The following is a 19641-nucleotide window of genomic DNA, read 5'->3' as shown; positions in this document are numbered from 1 at the left end:
TGCGTCCGAATCCCTGCCGTGGTATCGTCGACCCGATTGATTCGGGAATTTCGATGACAGAGACGGCCGACGAACTGAGCGCCCCGCTCGGACAGACGGAAAAGCGTCGCAGGCGCCGCGTTCGGCTTCCCTTCACGGCCCTGCAGGCCCTTGCGATGCTGCTGGGGCTGTTCCTGGTCGCGTTTGCCGGCTTTGCGATGTTCAACGACAATCCACTCGGTGGCGAGCCGATCGCCCGCGTCGCGATCAACGAGGGCGCAAAGCCCGCCGACGACAAGGCTACCGCCAAGCCGGATGGCAAGCCAGACGCAAAGGCCGACCACGGCGCGGCCCCCGCGGCCAAGCAGGAGGGCGGCGAGCGCAAGACGGTCACCATCATCGACGGCTCCAGCGGCGCCCGCCAGGAGGTCGCGATCGGTGCCGGTGGCGAGACGGCAGAGCCTGGATCGGCCACGCCGGCTGCGAGCCAGATGCCCGGCGTCGACCCGCGGCTGCTGGAGAAGTCGCGCTACGGCATGATCCCAGTGATGGCCGACGGGCTGAAGCCGTTCACCGCCTATGCGGCCGAGGCCGACCGCGCCAAGGCGGCGCGCATGCCGGCCGTCGCGATCGTGATCGGCGGTCTCGGCGTCGGCGCCGCCAAGACGGCGGACGCGATCATGAAGCTGCCGCCCGCGGTCACCCTGGCCTTCACGCCCTATGGCTCCGATCCGACCAAACTCGCCGAGCGCGCCCGGGCGCAGCGCCACGAGATCCTGTTGCAGGTCCCGATGGAGCCCTACGACTATCCCGACAACGATCCGGGTCCGCAGACGCTGCTCGCCACACTCGGACCGGACCAGAACATCGACCGGTTGTTCTGGCACATGAGCCGGCTGCAGGGTTACGTCGGCATCGGCAACTTCATGGGTGCGCGCTTCGTCGCAACGGAAGCGGCGATGCAGCCGATCGTGAACGAGGCCGCCAAGCGCGGCCTGGCCCTGTTCGACGATGGCGCAGCCCCGCGCAGCGTGGCGGCGTCACTCGCCACGGGGCTCGCGATGCCGTTCGCGAAGGGCGACGTCACCATCGACGCGGTGCCGACCCCGGTCGAGATCGACAATGCGCTCGCCAAGCTCGAAAGCCTGGCCAAGGAACGTGGCGTCGCCGTCGGGACCGCCTCGGCGCTGCCAGTCTCGATCGACCGCATCGCCACCTGGATCAAGGGGCTCGACCGCAAGGGCATTCTGCTGGTGCCATTGACAACCGCGATGCTGAAATCAAAATCGAACTGAACGAACGTGCGCCGGCCCGACTGGCGACGTGACAGCGTGAGGCCTGCGCAGCGAGGCGCAGGGTCCCCGCAGGAAGGCCGAGACCGGAATGACGCGCTACGAGGACCTGCCTTACCGCACCTGCGTCGGCATTATGCTGATCAATTCGGAGGGGCTGGTTTTCATCGGTCGCCGCGCCGGCGGGATCGAGCATGTCGACGACACCCATGTCTGGCAGATGCCGCAGGGCGGCGTCGATCCCGGCGAGGATGCCTGGGAGGCGGCCAAGCGCGAGCTGTATGAAGAGACCAGCGTGCGCTCCGTCGAGAAGCTGGCCGAGGTCGGCGACTGGCTGACCTACGACATTCCGCGCACGGTCGCGGGCCGCGCCTGGAAGGGGCGCTATCGCGGCCAGCGCCAGAAATGGTTCGCGCTGCGCTTCACCGGATCCGATGCCGAGATCGACGTCGAGCGGCCCGGCGGCGGCCACCACAAGGCGGAATTCGTCAGCTGGCGCTGGGAGCCGATGAAGAACCTGCCGGGGCTGATCGTGCCGTTCAAGCGACCGGTCTATGAGCGCGTGGTCCAGGAATTCGCGCCGCTCGCCGGCGATTGAATCACGATCCGCGCCCTCGACGCGATACCCGACAGCCGCTAGTCCGCATCTGCGCACGGGCTGCAGGGAATCTCTGCAGGTGCGTCGCGACGATGCCGCCATGGTGCGCTGCTATGCGAACGACAGCTCATGGATTCGAGGATGACCGAGACCAGACCCTATCGTCCGAACGTCGGGATCGCCCTGCTCAATGCCGAAGGGCTCGTGTTCCTGGGGCGCCGATTCCGCGACGACGGACCGGAGATCGTCCTTCCCGGCCTCGAATGGCAAATGCCGCAGGGCGGCGTCGACCCCGGCGAGGATCTGCAGGCGGCGGCGCGGCGCGAGCTGTGGGAGGAGACCGGCATCCGCGACGCCGATATCCTGGCCGAGACCGACTGGCTGACCTACGAATTTCCGCCATTCGAGGATCCCAACCACCGGCTCGCGCGCTTTCGCGGCCAGCGCCAGAAGTGGTTCGCGATGCGCTTCACCGGCCGGGAGGCCGACATCGATCCGGTGACGCCGCGCAACGGCCAGCCGGCCGAGTTCGACGCCTGGCGCTGGGAGCAGCTCGCGCGCGTGCCGGACTTGGTGGTGCCGTTCCGCCGCGAGGTCTATCGTGCGGTGGCGGAGGCCTTTGCGCATCTCACCGAAGCTGGCGACTGATCCACGTCGAAGAGTGAGGCTCTGCGTCATTCCGATCTCGCGCTCAGCGCGCCTCGGAACAGCGATGTCGAGAGAGTTCGCCGGCTCAATTGTCCTCGACCGTGAACGGCCCGATCGCAATCACCCGGCAGTCGCTGTCGCGCGTGGCGCAGTCGGCCAGCGCGCCGCCGATCGCCGTCTCCTCACGGTCGCCATTGAGGCTGAAGCCGGGGTGGCCGGCCGTTCCGACCGCGACTGCATTCCAGCCCGACGTCGCGGCCTCGAGGCGCCGCGCCACCTCCTCGCGCGCCTCCGGGGCGATCGCCTGATGGATGGCCGCGTGGAAGAAGCCGGTGGCTTTCATCACGGTCGGTATCGGCACCACGAAGGCATCGTCGAGCGCAACGATGATGCAGGCGGTTCCCGCCTGAGCGCCGCAGGCTTCCAGATTGCGCCGAACCACGTCGTCGACGAGGTCGCCGCCGACGCTGTAGAAGAACTGGCCACCGGGCCCGAGCGCGATCGCCTTGGTCCGTCGCGCCGTCCCGTAGTTCGCTTCGAGCCGGGCGCGGCCGGTATCACGCACCAGCGGCATCTCGGCCGCGCTGAAGGCGCGTTCGGTCAGCGGGTCGTGGCGCACCCAGGGCTGCGGCGGCAACGGCGGCTTGCTGTGCACGTAGACGACATTGTCACCAACGGCGTAGAGCTCGCATTTGCGCGGTCCGTTCGCGTTGTCCGCGCGCTGCTGGCACTGCTCCAGCGCGGCCGACTTCGCCGCGTCGTCGCTCGCCTGCCCGGTGACGTAGGCGCTGACGCCGTTGATCGTGGTCGCGAACGCCTTGTGCTCGGGCGCCGGCACGTAGTCGCGCGCCAGCGCAATGCGAGTCCGCTCGCTCACGAACGGCACGGCTTCAGGTGCAAACTTCTCGGCAGCGACAGAGGATGAAGGCGAGGGCGACTGTTGCGGCTGCGGCGAGTCGGCCGGCTGCATGGCGACGGATGACTGCGTCGGCGCGGGGGATGGAGATGAAGACGGGACCGAGGACGGCGAAGCCGGCGTGGCCGACAGCCGGGCCAACGCTTCCGCCGCCGCCTTGGCGGCATCGCGCTGCGCGGGATGCGGATCGCGATAATCCAGGTAGAGCTCGGTCCCGACCCCGACCGCGCCGAGCGCAACCAGGGCGGCCGTAATTCGCCAGATCATGCGGAGCCCGCCGCCGCGGGCGGCTTTCTTTTCTTCCGGCGGCGCGTAGGTGCCGTCCTCGCGGCGCATCGCCACGCGAAAGGCGTGCACCGGGGTGGGGATGTTCTTGACCTCCCGCGCGCCCATGTCGGCGAACTGCACCGACAGCTTGTTGGCAACCTGCTCATGGACGGCGCGCGAGATGCAGATGCCGCCGACGTCGGCGAGGCCCTCGAGGCGCGCTGCAATGTTGACGCCGTCGCCGAGCAGATCGCCGTCGCGCTCGACGACGTCGCCGATGGTGATGCCGATGCGATAGCTCATCTGCCGGCTCGGCGGATAGGCCATGTTGCGCGTGCGCAGGCTCTCCTGGATGTCGATCGCGCAACGCACCGCTTCGACCGCGCTGGGGAATTCCGCGAGCACCGCATCGCCGGCGGTGTTGAAGATGCGGCCGCCGGCGCGCGCGATGAAGTCGTCAACGACCTCGCGATAGGCCGCCAGTCGCCGTAGCGTTTCTTCTTCATCCTCCGCGACCAGGCGCGAATAGCCGGCGATATCGGCGGCGAAAATCGCCGCGATCTTGCGTTTCAAGACGATCTGTCCTGCCATGTCACCGCGCCCGCTGGATCGGCCGGGAGCATGCCGTCAGATCGGTGAGCATGCAACCGGCCCCTTGAAGTAGTCATCGACCGGCGCACGACGTTCGAGCCCCAAACGAAAATGGCCGGGCAGAGCCCGGCCATGAACGTTCATTCATACGTCGTGCGGTTGGATCAATGCAGCGCGGTCGTATTGAGCTGCTGCTGGATCGTCTTGAAGTGATCGAGCCGCTCGATCGCGCGATCGAGCTCGTTGCCCTGCTTCTCGTTCAGCTTGGATTCCATGCCGGCGATCTCGGCCGCGAAGGCGGTCTGGTCGAGCTCCTTCAGCGACGTGGCGACGTCGGCGAGAACCGTCAGACCTTTGTCCGAGATCTCGGCAAGACCGCCGAGCACGATGATCTTCTGCTGCGATCCGCCTGATGTCACTGTCAGGATGCCCGGCCGCAGCGTCGCCACGAACGGCGCGTGGCCCGCGAGCACGCCGAAATCACCCTCCTGGCCGGGAACGTCAACCTGGTCGACCTCACCCGAGAAGGCGATCTTTTCCGGCGAGACGAGATCGAAATGGAAAGTAGCCATGAGGAAACCTGCGAGTAGCGAATAGCGAATGGCGAGTAGTGAATGGAGAAGGGAGCAGCGGATAACCCTATTCGCTACTCCCTATTCGCCATTCGCCCTTAGGCGGCTTCCGCCGCCAGCTTCTTGCCCTTCTCGACCGCCTCGTCGATGTTGCCGACCATGTAGAAGGCGGCCTCCGGCAGGTGGTCGTACTTGCCTTCACACAGGCCCTTGAAGCCCTTGATGGTGTCGGCGAGGTCGACGAACTTGCCCGGCGATCCCGTGAAGATTTCGGCGACGTGGAACGGCTGCGACAGGAAGCGCTCGATCTTGCGGGCGCGGGCCACCGTCAGCTTGTCCTCTTCCGAGAGCTCGTCCATGCCCAGGATGGCGATGATGTCCTGCAGCGACTTGTAGCGCTGGAGGATCTGCTGGACCATGCGCGCGGTTTGATAGTGCTCCTCGCCGACGACCAGCGGGGACAGCATGCGCGACGTGGAGTCGAGCGGGTCCACCGCCGGGTAGATGCCCTTTTCCGAGATCGCGCGGTTGAGCACGGTGGTCGCGTCCAAGTGCGCGAACGACGTCGCCGGCGCCGGGTCGGTCAAGTCGTCGGCCGGCACGTAGATCGCCTGCACCGAGGTGATCGAGCCCTTGTTGGTGGTGGTGATACGCTCCTGCAGCGCGCCCATGTCGGTGGCGAGCGTCGGCTGATAACCCACCGCCGACGGGATACGGCCGAGCAGCGCCGACACTTCCGAGCCCGCCTGCGTGAAGCGGAAGATGTTGTCGACGAAGAACAGCACGTCCTGGCCCTGGTCGCGGAAGTGCTCGGCGACGGTGAGGCCGGTCAGGCCGACGCGGGCGCGGGCGCCGGGCGGCTCGTTCATCTGACCGAACACCAGCGCGCACTTCGACTTGACGCTCGGATCCGGATTGTGCGGATCGGCGTTGACCTTGGACTCGATGAACTCGTGATAGAGGTCGTTGCCCTCGCGGGTGCGCTCGCCGACGCCGGCGAACACCGAATAACCACCATGCGCCTTGGCGACGTTGTTGATCAGCTCCTGAATCAGCACGGTCTTGCCGACGCCGGCGCCGCCGAACAGGCCGATCTTGCCGCCCTTGGCATAGGGCGCCAGGAGGTCGACGACCTTGATGCCGGTGACGAGAATTTCAGCTTCCGTCGACTGGTCGGTGTAGCTCGGCGCGTCCGCGTGGATCGGACGCAGGCCTTCCGCCTTGACGGGGCCGGCTTCGTCGATCGGCTCGCCGATCACGTTCATGATGCGGCCGAGCGTGCCCTCGCCGACCGGCACCCGGATCGGCGAGCCGGTGTCGGTCACCTCCTGGCCGCGCACCAGACCTTCGGTGGTGTCCATCGCGATCGTGCGGACGGTGGATTCACCGAGATGCTGGGCGACCTCGAGCACAAGGCGGTTGCCGGCGTTCTTGGTTTCGAGCGAATTGAGAATGGCCGGCAGGTGACCTTCGAACTGCACGTCGACGACGGCGCCGATGACCTGGGTGATGCGACCGATCTGGTTGGCTGCGGTAGCCATTGAGTGTCTCTCCTTACGATCCGTATACGAAACCACGGTCGGCTCGACCGGGATATGTTCCTGGGTTGCGCTTCAAAGAGGCGCGACGCGATCTGGCTAGACCGCCTCGGCGCCCGAAATGATTTCGATCAGTTCCTTGGTGATCATCGCCTGACGCGTGCGGTTGTAGATCAGCGTCTGCTTGCGGATCATCTCGCCGGCGTTGCGCGTGGCATTGTCCATCGCCGACATCTGCGCACCGTAGAACGAGGCGTTGTTTTCGAGCAGCGCGCGGAAGATCTGCACGGCGAGATTGCGCGGCAGCAGCCCGGCGAGGATCTCGTCCTCCTCCGGCTCGTATTCGTAAGGCGCCAGCGGCGCAGCATTGGCAGGCCGCGCCTCGACCACCAGCGGAATGATCTGCTGTGCCGTCGGGATCTGCGCGATCACCGAGCGGAAGCGCGAATAGAACAGCGTGCAGACGTCGAACTCGCCGGCCTCGAAGCGGGCGATCACCTTCTTGGCGATCTCGTCGGCATTGGCAAAACCGATCTGGCGAACCGAGCGCAGATCCATGTGCTCGACGATCTGCTTGTCGAACTGACGGCGCAGTTGCTCGTAGCCCTTGCGGCCGACGCAGAAGAATTTCACTTCCTTGCCCTGGTTCATCAGGGCTAGCGCACGCTCGCGCGCCAGACGCACGATCGAGGAGTTGAACGCGCCGGACAGGCCGCGCTCGCCGGTGCAGACCAGCAGCAGATGCACCTGGTCGCGCCCGGTGCCCGCGAGCAGGCTCGGGCCGCCGGCGGAGGCGATGGTGGCGCTCGCGATGTTGGAGATCACGGCGTCCATCTTCTCGGCATAGGGACGCGCCGCTTCGGCCGCCTGCTGCGCGCGGCGCAGCTTGGAGGCGGCGACCATCTGCATGGCCTTGGTGATCTTCTGCGTCGCCTTGGTCGAGGCGATGCGGACCCGCATGTCTTTCAGTGACGCCATTGTTCGTCTAGCTCACCCCGGCGGCCGATCCCCTGGAGACCCGACCGCTCAACCCTGAGATTGGTCATGCCCAGCCTGATGCTGGGCATGAGATGTCACGTTGTCCACCCCGAAGGCGTGGATGGCCGGCCGGAGCCGGCCACGACCTCTAGCGATCAGGCGAAGGTCTTGGCGAAGCCTTCGACCACCGCCTTCAGCTTGGCGGCGCTGTCGTCGGACAGATCCTTGCTGTCGCGGATCGCGTTCAGGAGGTCGGCATTCTTGCCGCGCAGCAGCGACAGGAGGCCGTCCTCGAAGGCGCGCACCTTGCCGAGCGGAAGCGCGTCGAGATAGCCGTTGGTGCCGGCCCAGATCACGCAGACCTGCTCTTCCATCTTCAGCGGCGAGAACTGCGGCTGCTTCAGGAGCTCGGTCAGGCGCGAACCACGGTTCAGCAGGCGCTGGGTCGAGGCGTCGAGGTCGGAGCCGAACTGTGCGAACGCGGCCATCTCGCGGTACTGCGCCAGCTCGCCCTTGATCTTGCCGGCGACCTTCTTCATCGCCTTGGTCTGCGCCGAGGAGCCGACGCGCGACACCGACAGACCGACGTTCACCGCAGGACGAATGCCCTGGAAGAACAAATCGGTCTCCAGGAAGATCTGGCCGTCGGTGATCGAGATGACGTTGGTCGGAATGTAGGCCGACACGTCGTTGGCCTGCGTCTCGATGACCGGCAGCGCGGTCAGCGAGCCCAGACCATGGTCCTTGCCGAGCTTCGCAGCGCGCTCCAGCAGGCGGGAGTGCAGGTAGAACACGTCGCCCGGATAGGCTTCGCGGCCCGGCGGGCGGCGCAGCAGCAGCGACATCTGGCGATAGGCGACGGCCTGCTTGGACAGATCGTCATAGATGATGACGGCGTGCATGCCGTTGTCGCGGAAGTACTCGCCCATCGTGCAGCCGGTGAACGGCGCGAGATACTGCATCGGGGCCGGATCGGAGGCGGTCGCGGCGACGACGATCGAGTATTCCAGCGCGCCCTGCTCCTCGAGCACCTTGACGAACTGGGCGACGGTCGAGCGCTTCTGGCCGACGGCGACGTAGACGCAGTACAGCTTCTGGCTCTCGGGAGCGCCAGCGACGTTCAGCGGCTTCTGGTTCAGGATGGTGTCGAGCGCGATCGCGGTCTTGCCGGTCTGGCGATCGCCGATGATCAGCTCGCGCTGGCCGCGGCCGACCGGGATCAGGGCGTCGATTGCCTTCAGGCCGGTGGCCATCGGCTCGTTGACCGACTTGCGCGGAATGATGCCGGGCGCCTTGACGTCCACGCGCTTGCGCTCGGTGAACTGGATCGGACCCTTGCCGTCGATCGGGTTGCCGAGCGCGTCGACGACGCGGCCAAGCAGGCCCTTGCCGACCGGCGCGTCCACGATGGCGCGGGTGCGCTTGACGGTCTGGCCTTCCTTGATCTCGCGGTCGGCGCCGAAGATGACGACGCCGACGTTGTCGGTCTCGAGGTTCAGCGCCATGCCGCGGGTGCCGTTCTCGAACTCGACCATCTCACCGGCCTGGACGTTGTCGAGACCGTAGACGCGGGCGATACCGTCGCCGACGGACAGCACCTGTCCGACTTCGGTGACTTCGGCTTCCTGCCCGAAATTCTTGATCTGGTCCTTGAGGATCGCGGAAATTTCCGCGGCGCGGATGTCCATCAGCCTGCCTCTTTCATCGCGTGCTTGATCGAGTTGAGTTTGGTGCGAAGCGAACTATCGATCATGCGGCTGCCGAGCTTGACGACGAGCCCGCCGATAATCGCTGGATCGACTTTCACGTTGAGCGCGACGTCCTTGCCGGTCACCGTCTTCAGTGAGGCCTTCAAGGCGTCGAGATTCTTGTCCGAGAGCGGCTCGGCGACGACGACGTCGGCCGTGGCCTCTCCCTTATACTTGGCGACCAGCGCGTTGAAGGCGCGGATCACGTCGGCGACCGCGAACAGGCGGCGGTTGGTGGTCAGCACACGCAGCACGTTGGCGGCGACGCCGGCGATGCCGGCCTTGTCCAGCACCGCATTGAGCGCCTTGAGCTGCACGTCCGCGCCGAACACCGGGCTGCGGACCAGGCGCTTGAGGTCGGCGCTCTCATCGAGAAGGGCATTGAACTTGTCGAGATCGGCCTTGACCGCATCGACGGACTTTTCGTCACGGGCCAGTTCAAACAGGGCCGTCGCGTAACGACCGGACACACCGGATACGGAGGGATCTTCAGCAGCCACAGACGTGCTCTTTTTATATGCGCCCAACCCACAAGAGGGACACCGGCGCGCCGCTGCGGCGCAAACCAGTTAAGCCCTTGGAATTCAAGCAGGACTTTGATTTTCGATCGCCGCAAGAGCAGCTTGATCACGAAAAGCGGCGCTTTGCTAACATAGCGTACGCGCAGCCGCAACAAGCGGTGGCCCGCTATTCGGCACCTTGTTGCCGCGCTGCGGTCGGAGCCCGGGACGGACCCGGAAGCGGCGCGATCGCCGCCGGCGGTGCACCCCGAACCCAGTACCGACGATCCGCGTATTCGTTCCGCCTGTTGCTGCATGGCCGCTATGTCCGTTTGGCCTTGACTGCCGACTTGGCGGCTCCAGCGGCGATCGGCCGGATCGATATCAATTACTTGGCAACATCTTCACAACCTCAATGACGACTTAACACGACAGTAGTTGAAAGTATTAATTAGTTAATGAAGCGTTAAACGGGCGGATTACGGAATTTTCGGTGATGAAGATCACCAGTCCCAAGATATTCCGATCCGAGCGGAACAATTTCTACTGCCCCATTCGTGCCTCATTGCGACATCAAACGGCGCGCGCCTCAACACCTGACGGGGGTCCACTGGCTGCAGAACGCAGCAATACTGTTTCGAGGGACAGATCCAGATGCTGAAACTGAAGAACCTCTCGGCTGGCAAGATCGCCGGCTCGCGCACCGCGCTCGCTGTTGCCGTGACGCTGATCGTCGGCGGCAGCGCCACCGAAGCCTCGGCCCGGTCCAGGCACCACCATCACCACGCGCGCCACCACCATCATCATATGGCGCGCCAGGCCGCCCAGCCCGCGGCAGACTCGTTTTCGAACGGCTGGTCGAACAACTCGTCCTGGATGAATGCCAACGCATCGGTCGCGCCGTCGTCCGGAACGGGCCGCACCTTCTCCGGCATGGCATCGTACTACGGCAACGAGTCCGGCAGCCGCACCGCATCCGGCCAGCGCATGAACGCCAACGCCATGACCTGCGCCCACCGCTCGCTGCCGTTCGGCACCAAGCTGCGCGTCACTCATGGCGGCCAGAGCGTCATCGTCACTGTCAACGACCGTGGCCCATTCATCCGCGGCCGTGTGCTCGACCTTTCGACGGGCGCCGCCCGCGCCATCGGCCTGACCCGCGCCGGCGTCGGCCGCGTCACCGCCGAGGTCGTGTCGTAAGTCACCCATCTATCCGCGCGTCATTGCGAGCGCAGCGAAGCAATCCAGGGCTCCTTTGGGACTCTGGATTGCTTCGTCGCTTCGCTCCTCGCAATGACGGCGGTGATGGCGTGCCTTGTGCTACAAGAAGCTCTGCGGGTCGACGTCGACCTCGAGCTTGAGATTGCCCCTGGGCTTCTCCGCATGCGCCAGCCAATGGCGCAGATAATCCGACAGATCGAAATTGCGCGCCGACTTGAGCAGCAGCCGGAAGCGGTAGCGGCCCTTGATGACGGCGAGCGGCGCCTCGGCCGGTCCGAGCAGCAGCACGCCCTCCTCTGAAGGCGCCGACGCCACCAGCCGGCGCGCGAAGCCCTCCGCGGTCGGCCTGTCCCCTGCCGAAATGATCAGGCTCGCCAGCCGGCCGAACGGCGGGTAACCCGTGCGCTCGCGAACGTCGATTTCGCTGGTGTAGAAGGCCTCGCGGTCGCAGGCGATCAGCGCCTTCATGACGGGATGCTCGGGCTGGTGCGTCTGCAGATAGCCCCTCCCCCTGCCCTGCTCGCGGCCGGCACGGCCGATCACCTGGTTGAGGAGCTGCCAGGTGCGCTCGGCGGCGCGCGGATCGCCGTTGCCGAGGCCGAGATCGGCGTCGACCACGCCGACCAGATTGAGCCGAGGGAAGTTGTGGCCCTTGGCCACGAGCTGGGTGCCGATGATGAGGTCGACGCGGCCTTCCGCGATCTCCGTGAGTTCGGCGCGCATGGTCTCGATCGAGGTGATCAGGTCGCTCGACAGCACCATGCTGCGCGCGTCGGGAAACAGCGCGGCCGCCTCCTCCTGCAGCCGCTCGACGCCCGGGCCGACCGCGACCAGCGATTCCTCGGCGGCGCAATGCGGACAGGCCGGCGGCCGGGCCATCGAGAACCCGCAATGGTGGCAGACCAGGCGCTGGCGAAAACGATGGTCGACCAGCCAAGCGTCGCAGATGGTGCAAGCAAAACGGTGGCCGCAGGCGCGGCACAAGGTCAGCGGCGCATAGCCGCGGCGATTGAGAAACAGCAGCGCCTGCTCGCCGCGCTCGATCGCGGTGCGGATCTCGTCCGCCAACCGCGGCGAGATGTAGCGGCCGCGCGGCGGCGGCTCGCGCCTGAGATCGATCGCCTCGATGTGCGGCATGTGCTGGCCGCCGAAGCGCGACGGCAGCGCGACGCGCTGGTAGCGGCCCTTGCGCGCATTGACCTCGGTCTCGACCGAGGGCGTCGCTGACGCCAGCACGACCGGGAATTTGGCGATGTGGCCGCGCACCACCGCCATGTCGCGGGCGTGGTAGTGCGCGCCCTCGTCCTGCTTGTAGGCCTGGTCGTGCTCCTCATCGACGACGATCAGGCCGAGATCGGCGTAGGGCAGAAACAGCGCCGAGCGCGCGCCGACCACGACCGGCGCCTCGCCGGCGGCGATGGCCGCCCAATTGCGCTGGCGCGTGCGCGGCGTCAGCTCGGAATGCCATTCCAGCGGGCGCACACCGAAACGGCGCGAGAAGCGGTCGAGGAACTGCCCGGTCAGCGCGATCTCCGGCATCAGGATCAGCGACTGCCGGCCGCGGCGGACGGTCTCGGCCACCGCCTCGAAATACACCTCGGTCTTGCCGGAGCCGGTGACGCCATCGAGCAGCGCGACCTGAAAGCCGCCATTGGCAGCCAGCGCCCGCATCGCCTCGACGCCGGCCAACTGTGCATCGAAGAACTCGGGCTGGGCGAAGGACGGGTCCGGCGTCGGCGGCGGCAAGGCCCGCGGCATCGCCTCGACCGTCAGCGTCCCCTCGTCGACCAGGCCGTCGATCACGCTGCCGGAGACGCCGATCTCGCGGACGAGGTCGGACTTTCCGTGCAGCAGGCCATCCGACACCGCCTCGATCACCCGCCGCCGCGCCGGCGTCAGCCGCTTTGGCGGCTCGCCGACCAGCCGGACGCCGAGGCGAACGCGCTCCGGCCCGAGATGCTCGCCCATGCGAAGGCACATCCGCAGCACCATGCCGCGCGGCGACAGCGTGTAATTGGCGACCCAGTCGACCAGCGACCGCAGCTCCGGCTTGAGCGGCGGCACGTCGAGCTTCTCGCTGACGTCCTTCAGCCTGTTGTGCAGTCGCGGATCGGGATTGGCGTTCTCCGCCCACACCACCGCCAGCACCTCGCGCGGCCCCAGCGGCACGCCGACGACATCGCCGGGCTTCAGCGCCATGCCGCGCGGCACGCGGTAGGAATAAGTGTGGTCGAGCGCGACCGGAACCAGCACGTCGACCACGCCGGCCGTGCTGACTGCACCTGGAAAGAGATCGGTCGGGCGGTCCATGAGGGCGGAGATAGCCTTGCTCGGGCTGAAGCGAAAGCCGCCCGGCAAAGTTAGCGAACGGTAAAGGACGAGGATGCGATATATATAGATGAACCGACGGGTTGAGACCGAGCTTCTCGCCGCGAGCGCCGCTGCGCTCCCTCGCCCCGCTCTTGCGGGGAGAGGGCTGGGATGAGGGGCAGACGCACGGGACGTGTTCGCCGTGAGACCTGTACCCCCTCACCCGGATTGCATCTGACGATGCAATCCGACCTCCCCCCGCAGGCGGGGAGAGGCGCAGACCGCATTCGCGGCGGCCGACAAGCTCGCAGGACCTCGTCCCATCGCTGGGCACGCACGCATGGCAAAGCAGACGCGACCACCTGAAACGGATGCCGACGATGCGCCGGAGTTCTCCGACCTGATCGGCGCCGATGACGGCGTGGTGCGCGCGATGATGCAGTGGCTGGCGCATCTGCGCAGCGAGCGCCGGCTGTCCCCGAAGACGGTCGAGGCGTATGCCCGCGACCTGCGGCAATGCCTGCAATTCCTCTGCACCCATTGGGGTGAACCGGTGACATTGGCGCGCTTTGCGGTGCTGGAAGCCGCCGACGTCCGGGCCTTCATGGCGATGCGGCGCGCCGACGACATCGCCGGACGCTCCCTGATGCGGACGCTGGCAGGCTTGCGCTCGTTCGGTCGTTTCCTGGAGCGCGAGGGCAAAGGCAAGGTCGGCGCCCTCTCGGGAATCCGCGCGCCAAAGATCGCCAAGAGCCTGCCGAAGCCGCTGCCGATGGACGCCGCCAAGCGCCTCGCCGATGCCGACGAGCGTGCCGGCGAGACCCGCGAGACCTGGGTGCTGGCGCGCGACGCCGCGGTCATGGCGCTGCTGTATGGCTCCGGCCTGCGCATCTCCGAGGCGCTCGGATTGAAACGCCGCGAGGTGCCGCGGCCGGGCGAAGGCGACGTGCTGGTCGTGACCGGCAAGGGCAACAAGACGCGCATGGTGCCGGTGCTGCAGAACGTGCTGCAGCTGATCGACGAGTACGCCAGGCTCTGCCCCTACCCGCTTCCGGGAGCTGGGCCGATGTTCGTCGGCGCCAAGGGCGGTCCGTTGAGCCCGCGCATCATTCAGCTCGCGATGGAGCGGCTGCGCGGCGCGCTCGGCCTGCCCGACAGCGCCACGCCGCACGCGCTGCGCCACTCCTTCGCCACGCACCTGCTGTCGCGCGGCGGCGATCTGCGCGCGATCCAGGAGCTGCTCGGCCACGCCTCGCTGTCGACCACGCAGATCTATACCGGCATCGATTCTGAACGGCTGCTGCAGGTCTACGCGTCGGCGCATCCGCGGCGCTGACACCGTTCCGTCACATCGTTTCCCTTGCGCGACCACCGTGGTTCCGGCAATCGTCTCCCTCGCTTGATCCGGAGGGGAACAGATGAGCGCACATGAGAGCATGGAGCATGCGGAGCACGCCGAGCATGCGTCCGGCGAGAACAAGAAGATCGCGCTGCTGATCGCCGTCATCGCGCTGTTCCTGGCGCTGTCGGAAACGCTCGGCAAGGGCGCGCAGACCGAATCGATCAGCAAGAACGTCGAGGCATCCAACCTCTGGGCCTTCTTCCAGGCCAAGACCGTGCGCCGCACCGTGGTGCAGACCGCGGCCGAGCAGGGCAAGCTGAACCTGCCGGCGCTGCCGGACGAGGCGGCCAAGTCGGCGTTGCAGAAGCAGATCGATGACTGGCAGAAGAATGCCGCGCGCTATCGTTCGGAGCCGGAGACCGGCGAAGGCAGCGAGCAGCTCGCTGAACGCGCCAAGCACGCCGAGCACGAGCGCGACGAGGCGACGGCGAAATATCACCACTACGAATTGGCGTCGGCCGCTTTCCAGATCGGCATCGTGCTGGCGTCGGCGACGATCATTACGGGAATGATCGTGCTGGCCTGGGCCTCCGGTGGGCTCGCACTGATCGGGATCGCCATGACGCTGCTCGGCCTGTTCCAGCCGCATCTCTTGCATCTGCATTAGCCACGAAAGCCGTCATTCCGGGGCAAGGCCACAGGCCTTGAACCCGGAATCTCGAGCTCGGCTTGCGTTCATTCTCAACAATCTCGAGATTCCGGGCTCAATCGCCGGCACGCTGCGGCTTTGCGGCCGCACACGGAGGATTGCCCCGGAATGACGCGGGTGGTGAGCAGGCGAATGAAGCCGCCCAATGGCTCTTCTTGATCAGCGCGCCTGCACGCTGCGGCGGAAGCGCAGGATCTGGCGAACCACGCGGGCCGACCAGCCGCGGGTATTGCCCCGAAGCAACTCGCCGACGACCTCACGGACACGCTGCTTGATCGGCTCGACGAGGGCCGAGGCTTTGCTGCGCAGCGTGAGCACGGCCTCATACAGCCAAGCGAACCAGCCCATCTGCAGCAGCTTGCTGCGCGTGACGTCGAAGATGAATGCGGTGACACCGACACCGACGATCTTGCCGGACACGATCGTGGCCAGCGCGAGCTTCCACTGATGGTGCATCAGCAGCCACATGCCGAGCAGCTTGAGCGGAAACAGCAGCACGACCGGCACGACGAAGACGATCAAGGTCAGCGCCGGAGACAGCGTCTCGATCCGCGCGGCAAGCCAGTGCTTCAAGCTCCGCAGCGGAATCGCGGCGACGATGCGCGCCACGACCGGCTCGAGATGGTCCCACAACCAAGCTTCGATCAGGAAGATGATCGCAAGCAGAACCCAGAACGGCTGAAGCAGGCGGCGCAGCATCGGACTCCATCTCCGCCGGGCCCCGAGGGTTGAGACCTTTGACGATAGGACCTCGCGCCTTGCCGTTCGGTTCAGCGTCATAAGCGGGGCGTTTTGTCGCACCCACCTAAGGCGCCTCCGGGCGTCCATCACATATGGATGGCCCGCTTACCCACCGCAAGCGCGGCTTCCTTGACGGCCTCCGAGCGCGTCGGATGCGCGTGGCAGGTGCGCGCAAGATCCTCGGCAGAGCCACCGAACTCCATCAATACGGCGGCCTCGTGAATTATTTCCCCGGCTTCGCGGCCGATGATATGGGCGCCGAGCACGCGGTCGGTCTTCGCATCGGCGAGGATCTTCACGAAACCGTCAGTGGTCTGGTTGACCTTGGAACGGCCGTTCGCGGTAAACGGAAACTTGCCGACGGTGTAGGCGACGCCGGCCTGCTTCAACTCGTCCTCGGTCTTGCCGACGGAGGCCACTTCGGGCGTGGTGTAGACCACGCCCGGAATGACGTCGTAGTTCACGTGGCCGGCCTGGCCCGCGAGAATCTCCGCGACAGCGACGCCCTCGTCTTCGGCCTTGTGCGCGAGCATCGGGCCCGCGACGACGTCGCCGATGGCGTAGACGCCGGGCACGCTGGTCGCGAAATGATGATCGATCTGGACGCGGCCGCGATTATCGATGATGACGCCCGCTTCCTGCAGACCGAGTCCTTCAGTGTAGGGCACGCGGCCGATCGCCACCAGCACGACATCGGCTTCGATCTTTTCAGCCGCTCCGCCCGCTGCGGGCTCGATGGTCGCCGACAGCGTCGCGCCCGACGTGTCGACGCCGGTGACCTTGGCGCCGAGCTTGAACGCAAAGCCCTGCTTCTCGAGGATGCGCTGGAACTGCTTGGCAATCTCGCCATCCATGCCGGGCAGGATGCGGTCGAGGAATTCGACCACGGTGACCTTGGCGCCGAGGCGGCGCCACACCGAGCCGAGCTCAAGGCCGATCACGCCGGCGCCGACGACGAGCAGGCTCGACGGCACCTTGTCCAGCGACAGCGCGCCGGTCGAGGACACGATGCGCTTCTCGTCGATCTCGATGCCCTTGAGGCGCGCGATGTCCGAGCCGGTGGCGATGACGATGTTCTTGGTCTCGACGGTCTGCGCAGCACCGTCATTGCCGGTGACCTGCAGCTTGCCGGTGCCGAGGATCTTGCCCTTGCCCACGAGCACGTCGATCTTGTTCTTCTTCATCAGGAACTCGACGCCCTTGACGTTGCCGTCGATGCCCTGCTGCTTGAAGTTCATCATCGCCGGCAGATCGATCTCCGGCGCCGGGACCTTGATGCCCATCTTGGCGAAGGAGTGCCCGGCCTCCTCGAACAATTCAGACGCGTGCAGGAGCGCCTTCGACGGCATGCAGCCGACATTGAGGCAGGTGCCGCCGAGGGTGGCGTTCTTCTCGACCACGGCCACCTTCATGCCGAGCTGCGCCGCGCGGATGGCGCAGACATAACCACCGGGTCCGGTACCGATGACGACGAGATCGTAGGATGCCATGATCGAATGTTCCGTGAGCTTGCAAGTCAGAGATATTGACGGTCGTCAGCGTCCGCCCGACACGTCGAGAATGGCCGAAGTGACATAAGAGGCCTCGTCGGACAGCAGCCAGACGATGGCATTGGCGATTTCCTCCGCGGTGCCGACGCGCTTCATCGGCACCATCGGCGCGAGGCGATGGGCGCGATCGGGCTCGCCGCCGGAGGCGTGAATGTCGGTATCGATCAGGCCGGGGCGAATGGCGGCGACGCGGATGCCCTCGCTCGCGACCTCGTGGGCCAGACCGATGGTGAAGGAATCGATCGCCCCCTTCGAGGCGGCGTAGTCGACATAGGTGTTCGGCGAGCCGAGCTTGGCGGCGACCGACGACAGGTTGATGATGACGCCACCCTGGCCGCCATGCCGCGTCGACATCCGCTTCACGGCCTCGCGGGCGCAGAGGATGCTGCCGGTGACGTTGACCGCCATCAGCCGCTCGATGCGCTCCGCGCTCATCTCGTCGACGCGCGAGGTCGGGCCGACGATGCCGGCATTGTTGATGAGCGCGCCGAGGGTGCCGAACTTGTCCGCCGCCTTGAACAGAGCGAGGATGTCGCGCTCGCGGCCGACGTCGCATTTGACGGCGATCGCCTTGCCGTTCTTGGCCTCGATCGCGGCGACCGTGCTCTGCGCTGCCGCCTCGTTCGAGGCGTAGCCGACCACGATCTTGAAGCCGCGCGCCGCGGCGGCAAGGGCAGTGGCGCGGCCGATGCCGCGGCTGCCGCCGGTGATCACTGCAACCCTGTCGGTCATGCTGGCCCCCGTTAGGTCTGAGGCGCGCTGCCAGGCGCGCCTCAATTCGTCATGTCGTCGTTCGCCTCAGAGATCCAGCACCAGCCGCGCCGGATCTTCCAGGCTCTCCTTGACGCGCACCAGGAAGGTCACGGCTTCCTTGCCGTCAATGACACGATGGTCGTAGGACAGCGCCAGATACATCATCGGCCGGACCTCGATCTTGCCGCCGACCACCACCGGCCGTTCCTGGATCTTGTGCATGCCGAGAATGCCGGACTGCGGCGCGTTCAGGATCGGGGTCGACATCAGCGAGCCGTAGATGCCGCCATTGGTGATCGTGAAGGTGCCGCCCTGCATCTCGTCGATCTTGAGCTGGCCGTCACGGGCGCGGCGGCCGAAATCGGCGATGCCCTTCTCGATGTCGGCGATCGACTTGTGGTCGCAGTCGCGCACGACCGGGACGACCAGTCCCTTGTCGGTGCCGACGGCGACGCCGATGTGGTAGTAGTTCTTGTAGATGAGATCGCTGCCGTCGATCTCGGCGTTCACGGCCGGGATGTCCTTCAGCGCCTGCACGACGGCCTTGGTGAAGAAGCCCATGAAGCCGAGCTTCGAGCCGTGCTTCTTCTCGAACACATCCTTGTACTGGCTGCGCAGCGCCATGACGTTGGTCATGTCGACCTCGTTGAAGGTCGTCAGCATCGCCGCGGTGTTCTGCACGTCCTTGAGGCGGCGCGCGATGGTCTGGCGCAGCCGGGTCATCTTCACGCGCTCCTCGCGCGCGGCGTCATCCGCCGGCGACGGCGCACGCACCTGCACGGAAGCCGCCGGCTGATTGACCGGGGTCGGGGCGGAGGCGGCGCGCTCGATCGCCGCCAGCATGTCGCCCTTGGTGACGCGGCCATCCTTGCCAGAGCCCGGCACGGTAGTGGCATCGACGCCGCTCTCGGCGGAGAGCTTGCGCACCGACGGGGCCTGCGGCGTATCGGCGGGCAGCGCCTTGGCCGGCGCTGGAGCGGCAGCAGGGGCAGCCGCGGCGGGCTTCGCCGGAGTCGCGGCGGGAGCAGCAGCGGCCGGCTTCGCAGCGGCCGCGCCATCGGTGATCTGGCCGAGCAGCGCGCCAACGGCGACGGTCTCGCCATCCTTGGCGATGATCTCACCCAAGGTGCCGGCCGACGGCGCGGGCACCTCGATCGTCACCTTGTCGGTCTCGAGCTCGACGAGGGGCTCGTCGACCGCCACGGCGTCGCCGGCCTTCTTGAACCAGCGGCCGATGGTGGCTTCGGTGACGGATTCACCCAGCGTCGGAACGCGAATTTCAGTCATGGTCTTTGTCCTCAATAACCCGTGCGGTCATAAAGCCGGTCCGCCATCGCCTTGCGGCGGGCAAGCGATGCGGGACGGACGATCAACGCGATGTACTTGCG

The 19641-nt window shown here is 66.4% G+C and carries 18 protein-coding genes; 7 read left to right on the top strand and 11 right to left on the bottom strand.

Going from position 1 to position 19641, the window contains the following annotated elements; all coding sequences use genetic code 11:
- Nucleotides 1-53: 53 nt before the first annotated feature.
- From ACQR2C_RS17125 to ACQR2C_RS17115, 3 genes are all read left to right on the top strand, one after another.
- Complete coding sequence (locus tag ACQR2C_RS17125; RefSeq protein WP_434881674.1) at nucleotides 54-1274, top strand: divergent polysaccharide deacetylase family protein; 1221 nt, start codon at nucleotides 54-56, stop codon at nucleotides 1272-1274.
- Nucleotides 1275-1362: 88 nt separating this feature from the next.
- The gene (locus ACQR2C_RS17120) at nucleotides 1363-1869 is read left to right on the top strand and encodes an RNA pyrophosphohydrolase (protein WP_316180339.1); all 507 of its coding nucleotides are present in this window, start codon (nucleotides 1363-1365) and stop codon (nucleotides 1867-1869) included.
- Nucleotides 1870-2010: 141 nt separating this feature from the next.
- Nucleotides 2011-2517 (top strand): RNA pyrophosphohydrolase, encoded by a 507-nt coding sequence (locus ACQR2C_RS17115; protein ID WP_316180337.1) that lies wholly within the window; start codon nucleotides 2011-2013, stop codon nucleotides 2515-2517.
- A gap of 85 nt (nucleotides 2518-2602) precedes the next feature.
- Here the strand turns inward: ACQR2C_RS17115 and ACQR2C_RS17110 are convergent, their stop codons facing one another.
- From ACQR2C_RS17110 to ACQR2C_RS17085, 6 genes are all read right to left on the bottom strand, one after another.
- Nucleotides 2603-4291: an adenylate/guanylate cyclase domain-containing protein gene (locus ACQR2C_RS17110; protein WP_316180336.1), complete on the bottom strand. Its 1689-nt coding sequence runs from the start codon at nucleotides 4289-4291 to the stop codon at nucleotides 2603-2605.
- 164 nt (nucleotides 4292-4455) lie between these two features.
- Nucleotides 4456-4863, bottom strand: a complete 408-nt coding sequence (locus ACQR2C_RS17105; RefSeq protein ID WP_315715938.1) for a F0F1 ATP synthase subunit epsilon — start codon at nucleotides 4861-4863, stop codon at nucleotides 4456-4458.
- 98 nt (nucleotides 4864-4961) lie between these two features.
- On the bottom strand, nucleotides 4962-6404 hold the full coding sequence (gene atpD / locus ACQR2C_RS17100) for a F0F1 ATP synthase subunit beta (RefSeq protein WP_172112903.1): 1443 nt from the start codon (nucleotides 6402-6404) through the stop codon (nucleotides 4962-4964).
- A 96-nt stretch (nucleotides 6405-6500) separates the two neighbouring features.
- Nucleotides 6501-7379 carry a F0F1 ATP synthase subunit gamma gene (locus tag ACQR2C_RS17095; RefSeq protein WP_315800690.1) on the bottom strand — a complete coding sequence of 293 codons (879 nt, stop codon included), beginning with the start codon at nucleotides 7377-7379 and terminating at the stop codon, nucleotides 6501-6503.
- A gap of 155 nt (nucleotides 7380-7534) precedes the next feature.
- Nucleotides 7535-9067, bottom strand: coding sequence for a F0F1 ATP synthase subunit alpha (gene atpA, locus ACQR2C_RS17090; protein WP_172112905.1), 1533 nt, complete (start codon nucleotides 9065-9067; stop codon nucleotides 7535-7537).
- Nucleotides 9067-9627, bottom strand: coding sequence for a F0F1 ATP synthase subunit delta (locus ACQR2C_RS17085; protein WP_315800691.1), 561 nt, complete (start codon nucleotides 9625-9627; stop codon nucleotides 9067-9069). The genes atpA and ACQR2C_RS17085 overlap by 1 nt, the downstream gene beginning before the upstream one ends.
- 77 nt (nucleotides 9628-9704) lie before the next feature.
- Between ACQR2C_RS17085 and ACQR2C_RS17080 the strand changes: the two genes are divergently transcribed.
- Both ACQR2C_RS17080 and ACQR2C_RS17075 read left to right on the top strand, forming a co-directional pair.
- The gene (locus ACQR2C_RS17080; protein ID WP_434881673.1) at nucleotides 9705-10046 is read left to right on the top strand and encodes a hypothetical protein; all 342 of its coding nucleotides are present in this window, start codon (nucleotides 9705-9707) and stop codon (nucleotides 10044-10046) included.
- Between the two features lie 235 nt (nucleotides 10047-10281).
- Complete coding sequence (locus tag ACQR2C_RS17075) at nucleotides 10282-10827, top strand: septal ring lytic transglycosylase RlpA family protein (protein WP_316215523.1); 546 nt, start codon at nucleotides 10282-10284, stop codon at nucleotides 10825-10827.
- A 120-nt stretch (nucleotides 10828-10947) separates the two neighbouring features.
- Here the strand turns inward: ACQR2C_RS17075 and ACQR2C_RS17070 are convergent, their stop codons facing one another.
- Nucleotides 10948-13158: a primosomal protein N' gene (locus tag ACQR2C_RS17070; protein WP_434881672.1), complete on the bottom strand. Its 2211-nt coding sequence runs from the start codon at nucleotides 13156-13158 to the stop codon at nucleotides 10948-10950.
- Nucleotides 13159-13591: 433 nt separating this feature from the next.
- Between ACQR2C_RS17070 and ACQR2C_RS17065 the strand changes: the two genes are divergently transcribed.
- Together ACQR2C_RS17065 and ACQR2C_RS17060 are read left to right on the top strand one after the other, a co-directional pair.
- Nucleotides 13592-14494 carry a tyrosine recombinase XerC gene (locus ACQR2C_RS17065; protein WP_434838895.1) on the top strand — a complete coding sequence of 301 codons (903 nt, stop codon included), beginning with the start codon at nucleotides 13592-13594 and terminating at the stop codon, nucleotides 14492-14494.
- Nucleotides 14495-14576: 82 nt separating this feature from the next.
- Nucleotides 14577-15167: a DUF4337 domain-containing protein gene (locus ACQR2C_RS17060; RefSeq protein ID WP_434881671.1), complete on the top strand. Its 591-nt coding sequence runs from the start codon at nucleotides 14577-14579 to the stop codon at nucleotides 15165-15167.
- Between the two features lie 201 nt (nucleotides 15168-15368).
- Here the strand turns inward: ACQR2C_RS17060 and ACQR2C_RS17055 are convergent, their stop codons facing one another.
- From ACQR2C_RS17055 to odhB, 4 genes are all read right to left on the bottom strand, one after another.
- Nucleotides 15369-15908: a hypothetical protein gene (locus ACQR2C_RS17055; RefSeq protein WP_316180326.1), complete on the bottom strand. Its 540-nt coding sequence runs from the start codon at nucleotides 15906-15908 to the stop codon at nucleotides 15369-15371.
- Between the two features lie 128 nt (nucleotides 15909-16036).
- Complete coding sequence (gene lpdA / locus ACQR2C_RS17050) at nucleotides 16037-17440, bottom strand: dihydrolipoyl dehydrogenase (protein WP_434881670.1); 1404 nt, start codon at nucleotides 17438-17440, stop codon at nucleotides 16037-16039.
- Between the two features lie 45 nt (nucleotides 17441-17485).
- Nucleotides 17486-18232 carry an SDR family oxidoreductase gene (locus ACQR2C_RS17045; protein ID WP_434881669.1) on the bottom strand — a complete coding sequence of 249 codons (747 nt, stop codon included), beginning with the start codon at nucleotides 18230-18232 and terminating at the stop codon, nucleotides 17486-17488.
- Nucleotides 18233-18298: 66 nt separating this feature from the next.
- Nucleotides 18299-19540, bottom strand: coding sequence for a 2-oxoglutarate dehydrogenase complex dihydrolipoyllysine-residue succinyltransferase (odhB, locus tag ACQR2C_RS17040; RefSeq protein WP_434881668.1), 1242 nt, complete (start codon nucleotides 19538-19540; stop codon nucleotides 18299-18301).
- Between the last annotated feature and the right edge of the window lie 101 nt (nucleotides 19541-19641).

Source organism: Bradyrhizobium sp. HKCCYLRH3061, assembly GCF_051168015.1.
GTDB lineage: Bacteria > Pseudomonadota > Alphaproteobacteria > Rhizobiales > Xanthobacteraceae > Bradyrhizobium.
Note: the sequence above shows the minus strand (reverse complement) of the source record. Positions and strands in the feature narration are given on the sequence as shown.

Coding starts and splice junctions, on each gene's coding strand:
- lpdA (WP_434881670.1), bottom strand. CDS start 17,440: ATGGCATCCTACGATCTCGTCGTCATCGGTACCGGACCCGGTGGTTAT.
- ACQR2C_RS17110 (WP_316180336.1), bottom strand. CDS start 4,291: ATGGCAGGACAGATCGTCTTGAAACGCAAGATCGCGGCGATTTTCGCC.
- ACQR2C_RS17065 (WP_434838895.1), top strand. CDS start 13,592: ATGATGCAGTGGCTGGCGCATCTGCGCAGCGAGCGCCGGCTGTCCCCG.
- ACQR2C_RS17115 (WP_316180337.1), top strand. CDS start 2,011: ATGACCGAGACCAGACCCTATCGTCCGAACGTCGGGATCGCCCTGCTC.
- ACQR2C_RS17060 (WP_434881671.1), top strand. CDS start 14,577: ATGAGCGCACATGAGAGCATGGAGCATGCGGAGCACGCCGAGCATGCG.
- ACQR2C_RS17045 (WP_434881669.1), bottom strand. CDS start 18,232: ATGACCGACAGGGTTGCAGTGATCACCGGCGGCAGCCGCGGCATCGGC.
- ACQR2C_RS17070 (WP_434881672.1), bottom strand. CDS start 13,158: ATGGACCGCCCGACCGATCTCTTTCCAGGTGCAGTCAGCACGGCCGGC.
- atpD (WP_172112903.1), bottom strand. CDS start 6,404: ATGGCTACCGCAGCCAACCAGATCGGTCGCATCACCCAGGTCATCGGC.
- ACQR2C_RS17055 (WP_316180326.1), bottom strand. CDS start 15,908: ATGCTGCGCCGCCTGCTTCAGCCGTTCTGGGTTCTGCTTGCGATCATC.
- ACQR2C_RS17095 (WP_315800690.1), bottom strand. CDS start 7,379: ATGGCGTCACTGAAAGACATGCGGGTCCGCATCGCCTCGACCAAGGCG.
- ACQR2C_RS17120 (WP_316180339.1), top strand. CDS start 1,363: ATGACGCGCTACGAGGACCTGCCTTACCGCACCTGCGTCGGCATTATG.
- odhB (WP_434881668.1), bottom strand. CDS start 19,540: ATGACTGAAATTCGCGTTCCGACGCTGGGTGAATCCGTCACCGAAGCC.
- ACQR2C_RS17105 (WP_315715938.1), bottom strand. CDS start 4,863: ATGGCTACTTTCCATTTCGATCTCGTCTCGCCGGAAAAGATCGCCTTC.
- atpA (WP_172112905.1), bottom strand. CDS start 9,067: ATGGACATCCGCGCCGCGGAAATTTCCGCGATCCTCAAGGACCAGATC.
- ACQR2C_RS17125 (WP_434881674.1), top strand. CDS start 54: ATGACAGAGACGGCCGACGAACTGAGCGCCCCGCTCGGACAGACGGAA.
- ACQR2C_RS17075 (WP_316215523.1), top strand. CDS start 10,282: ATGCTGAAACTGAAGAACCTCTCGGCTGGCAAGATCGCCGGCTCGCGC.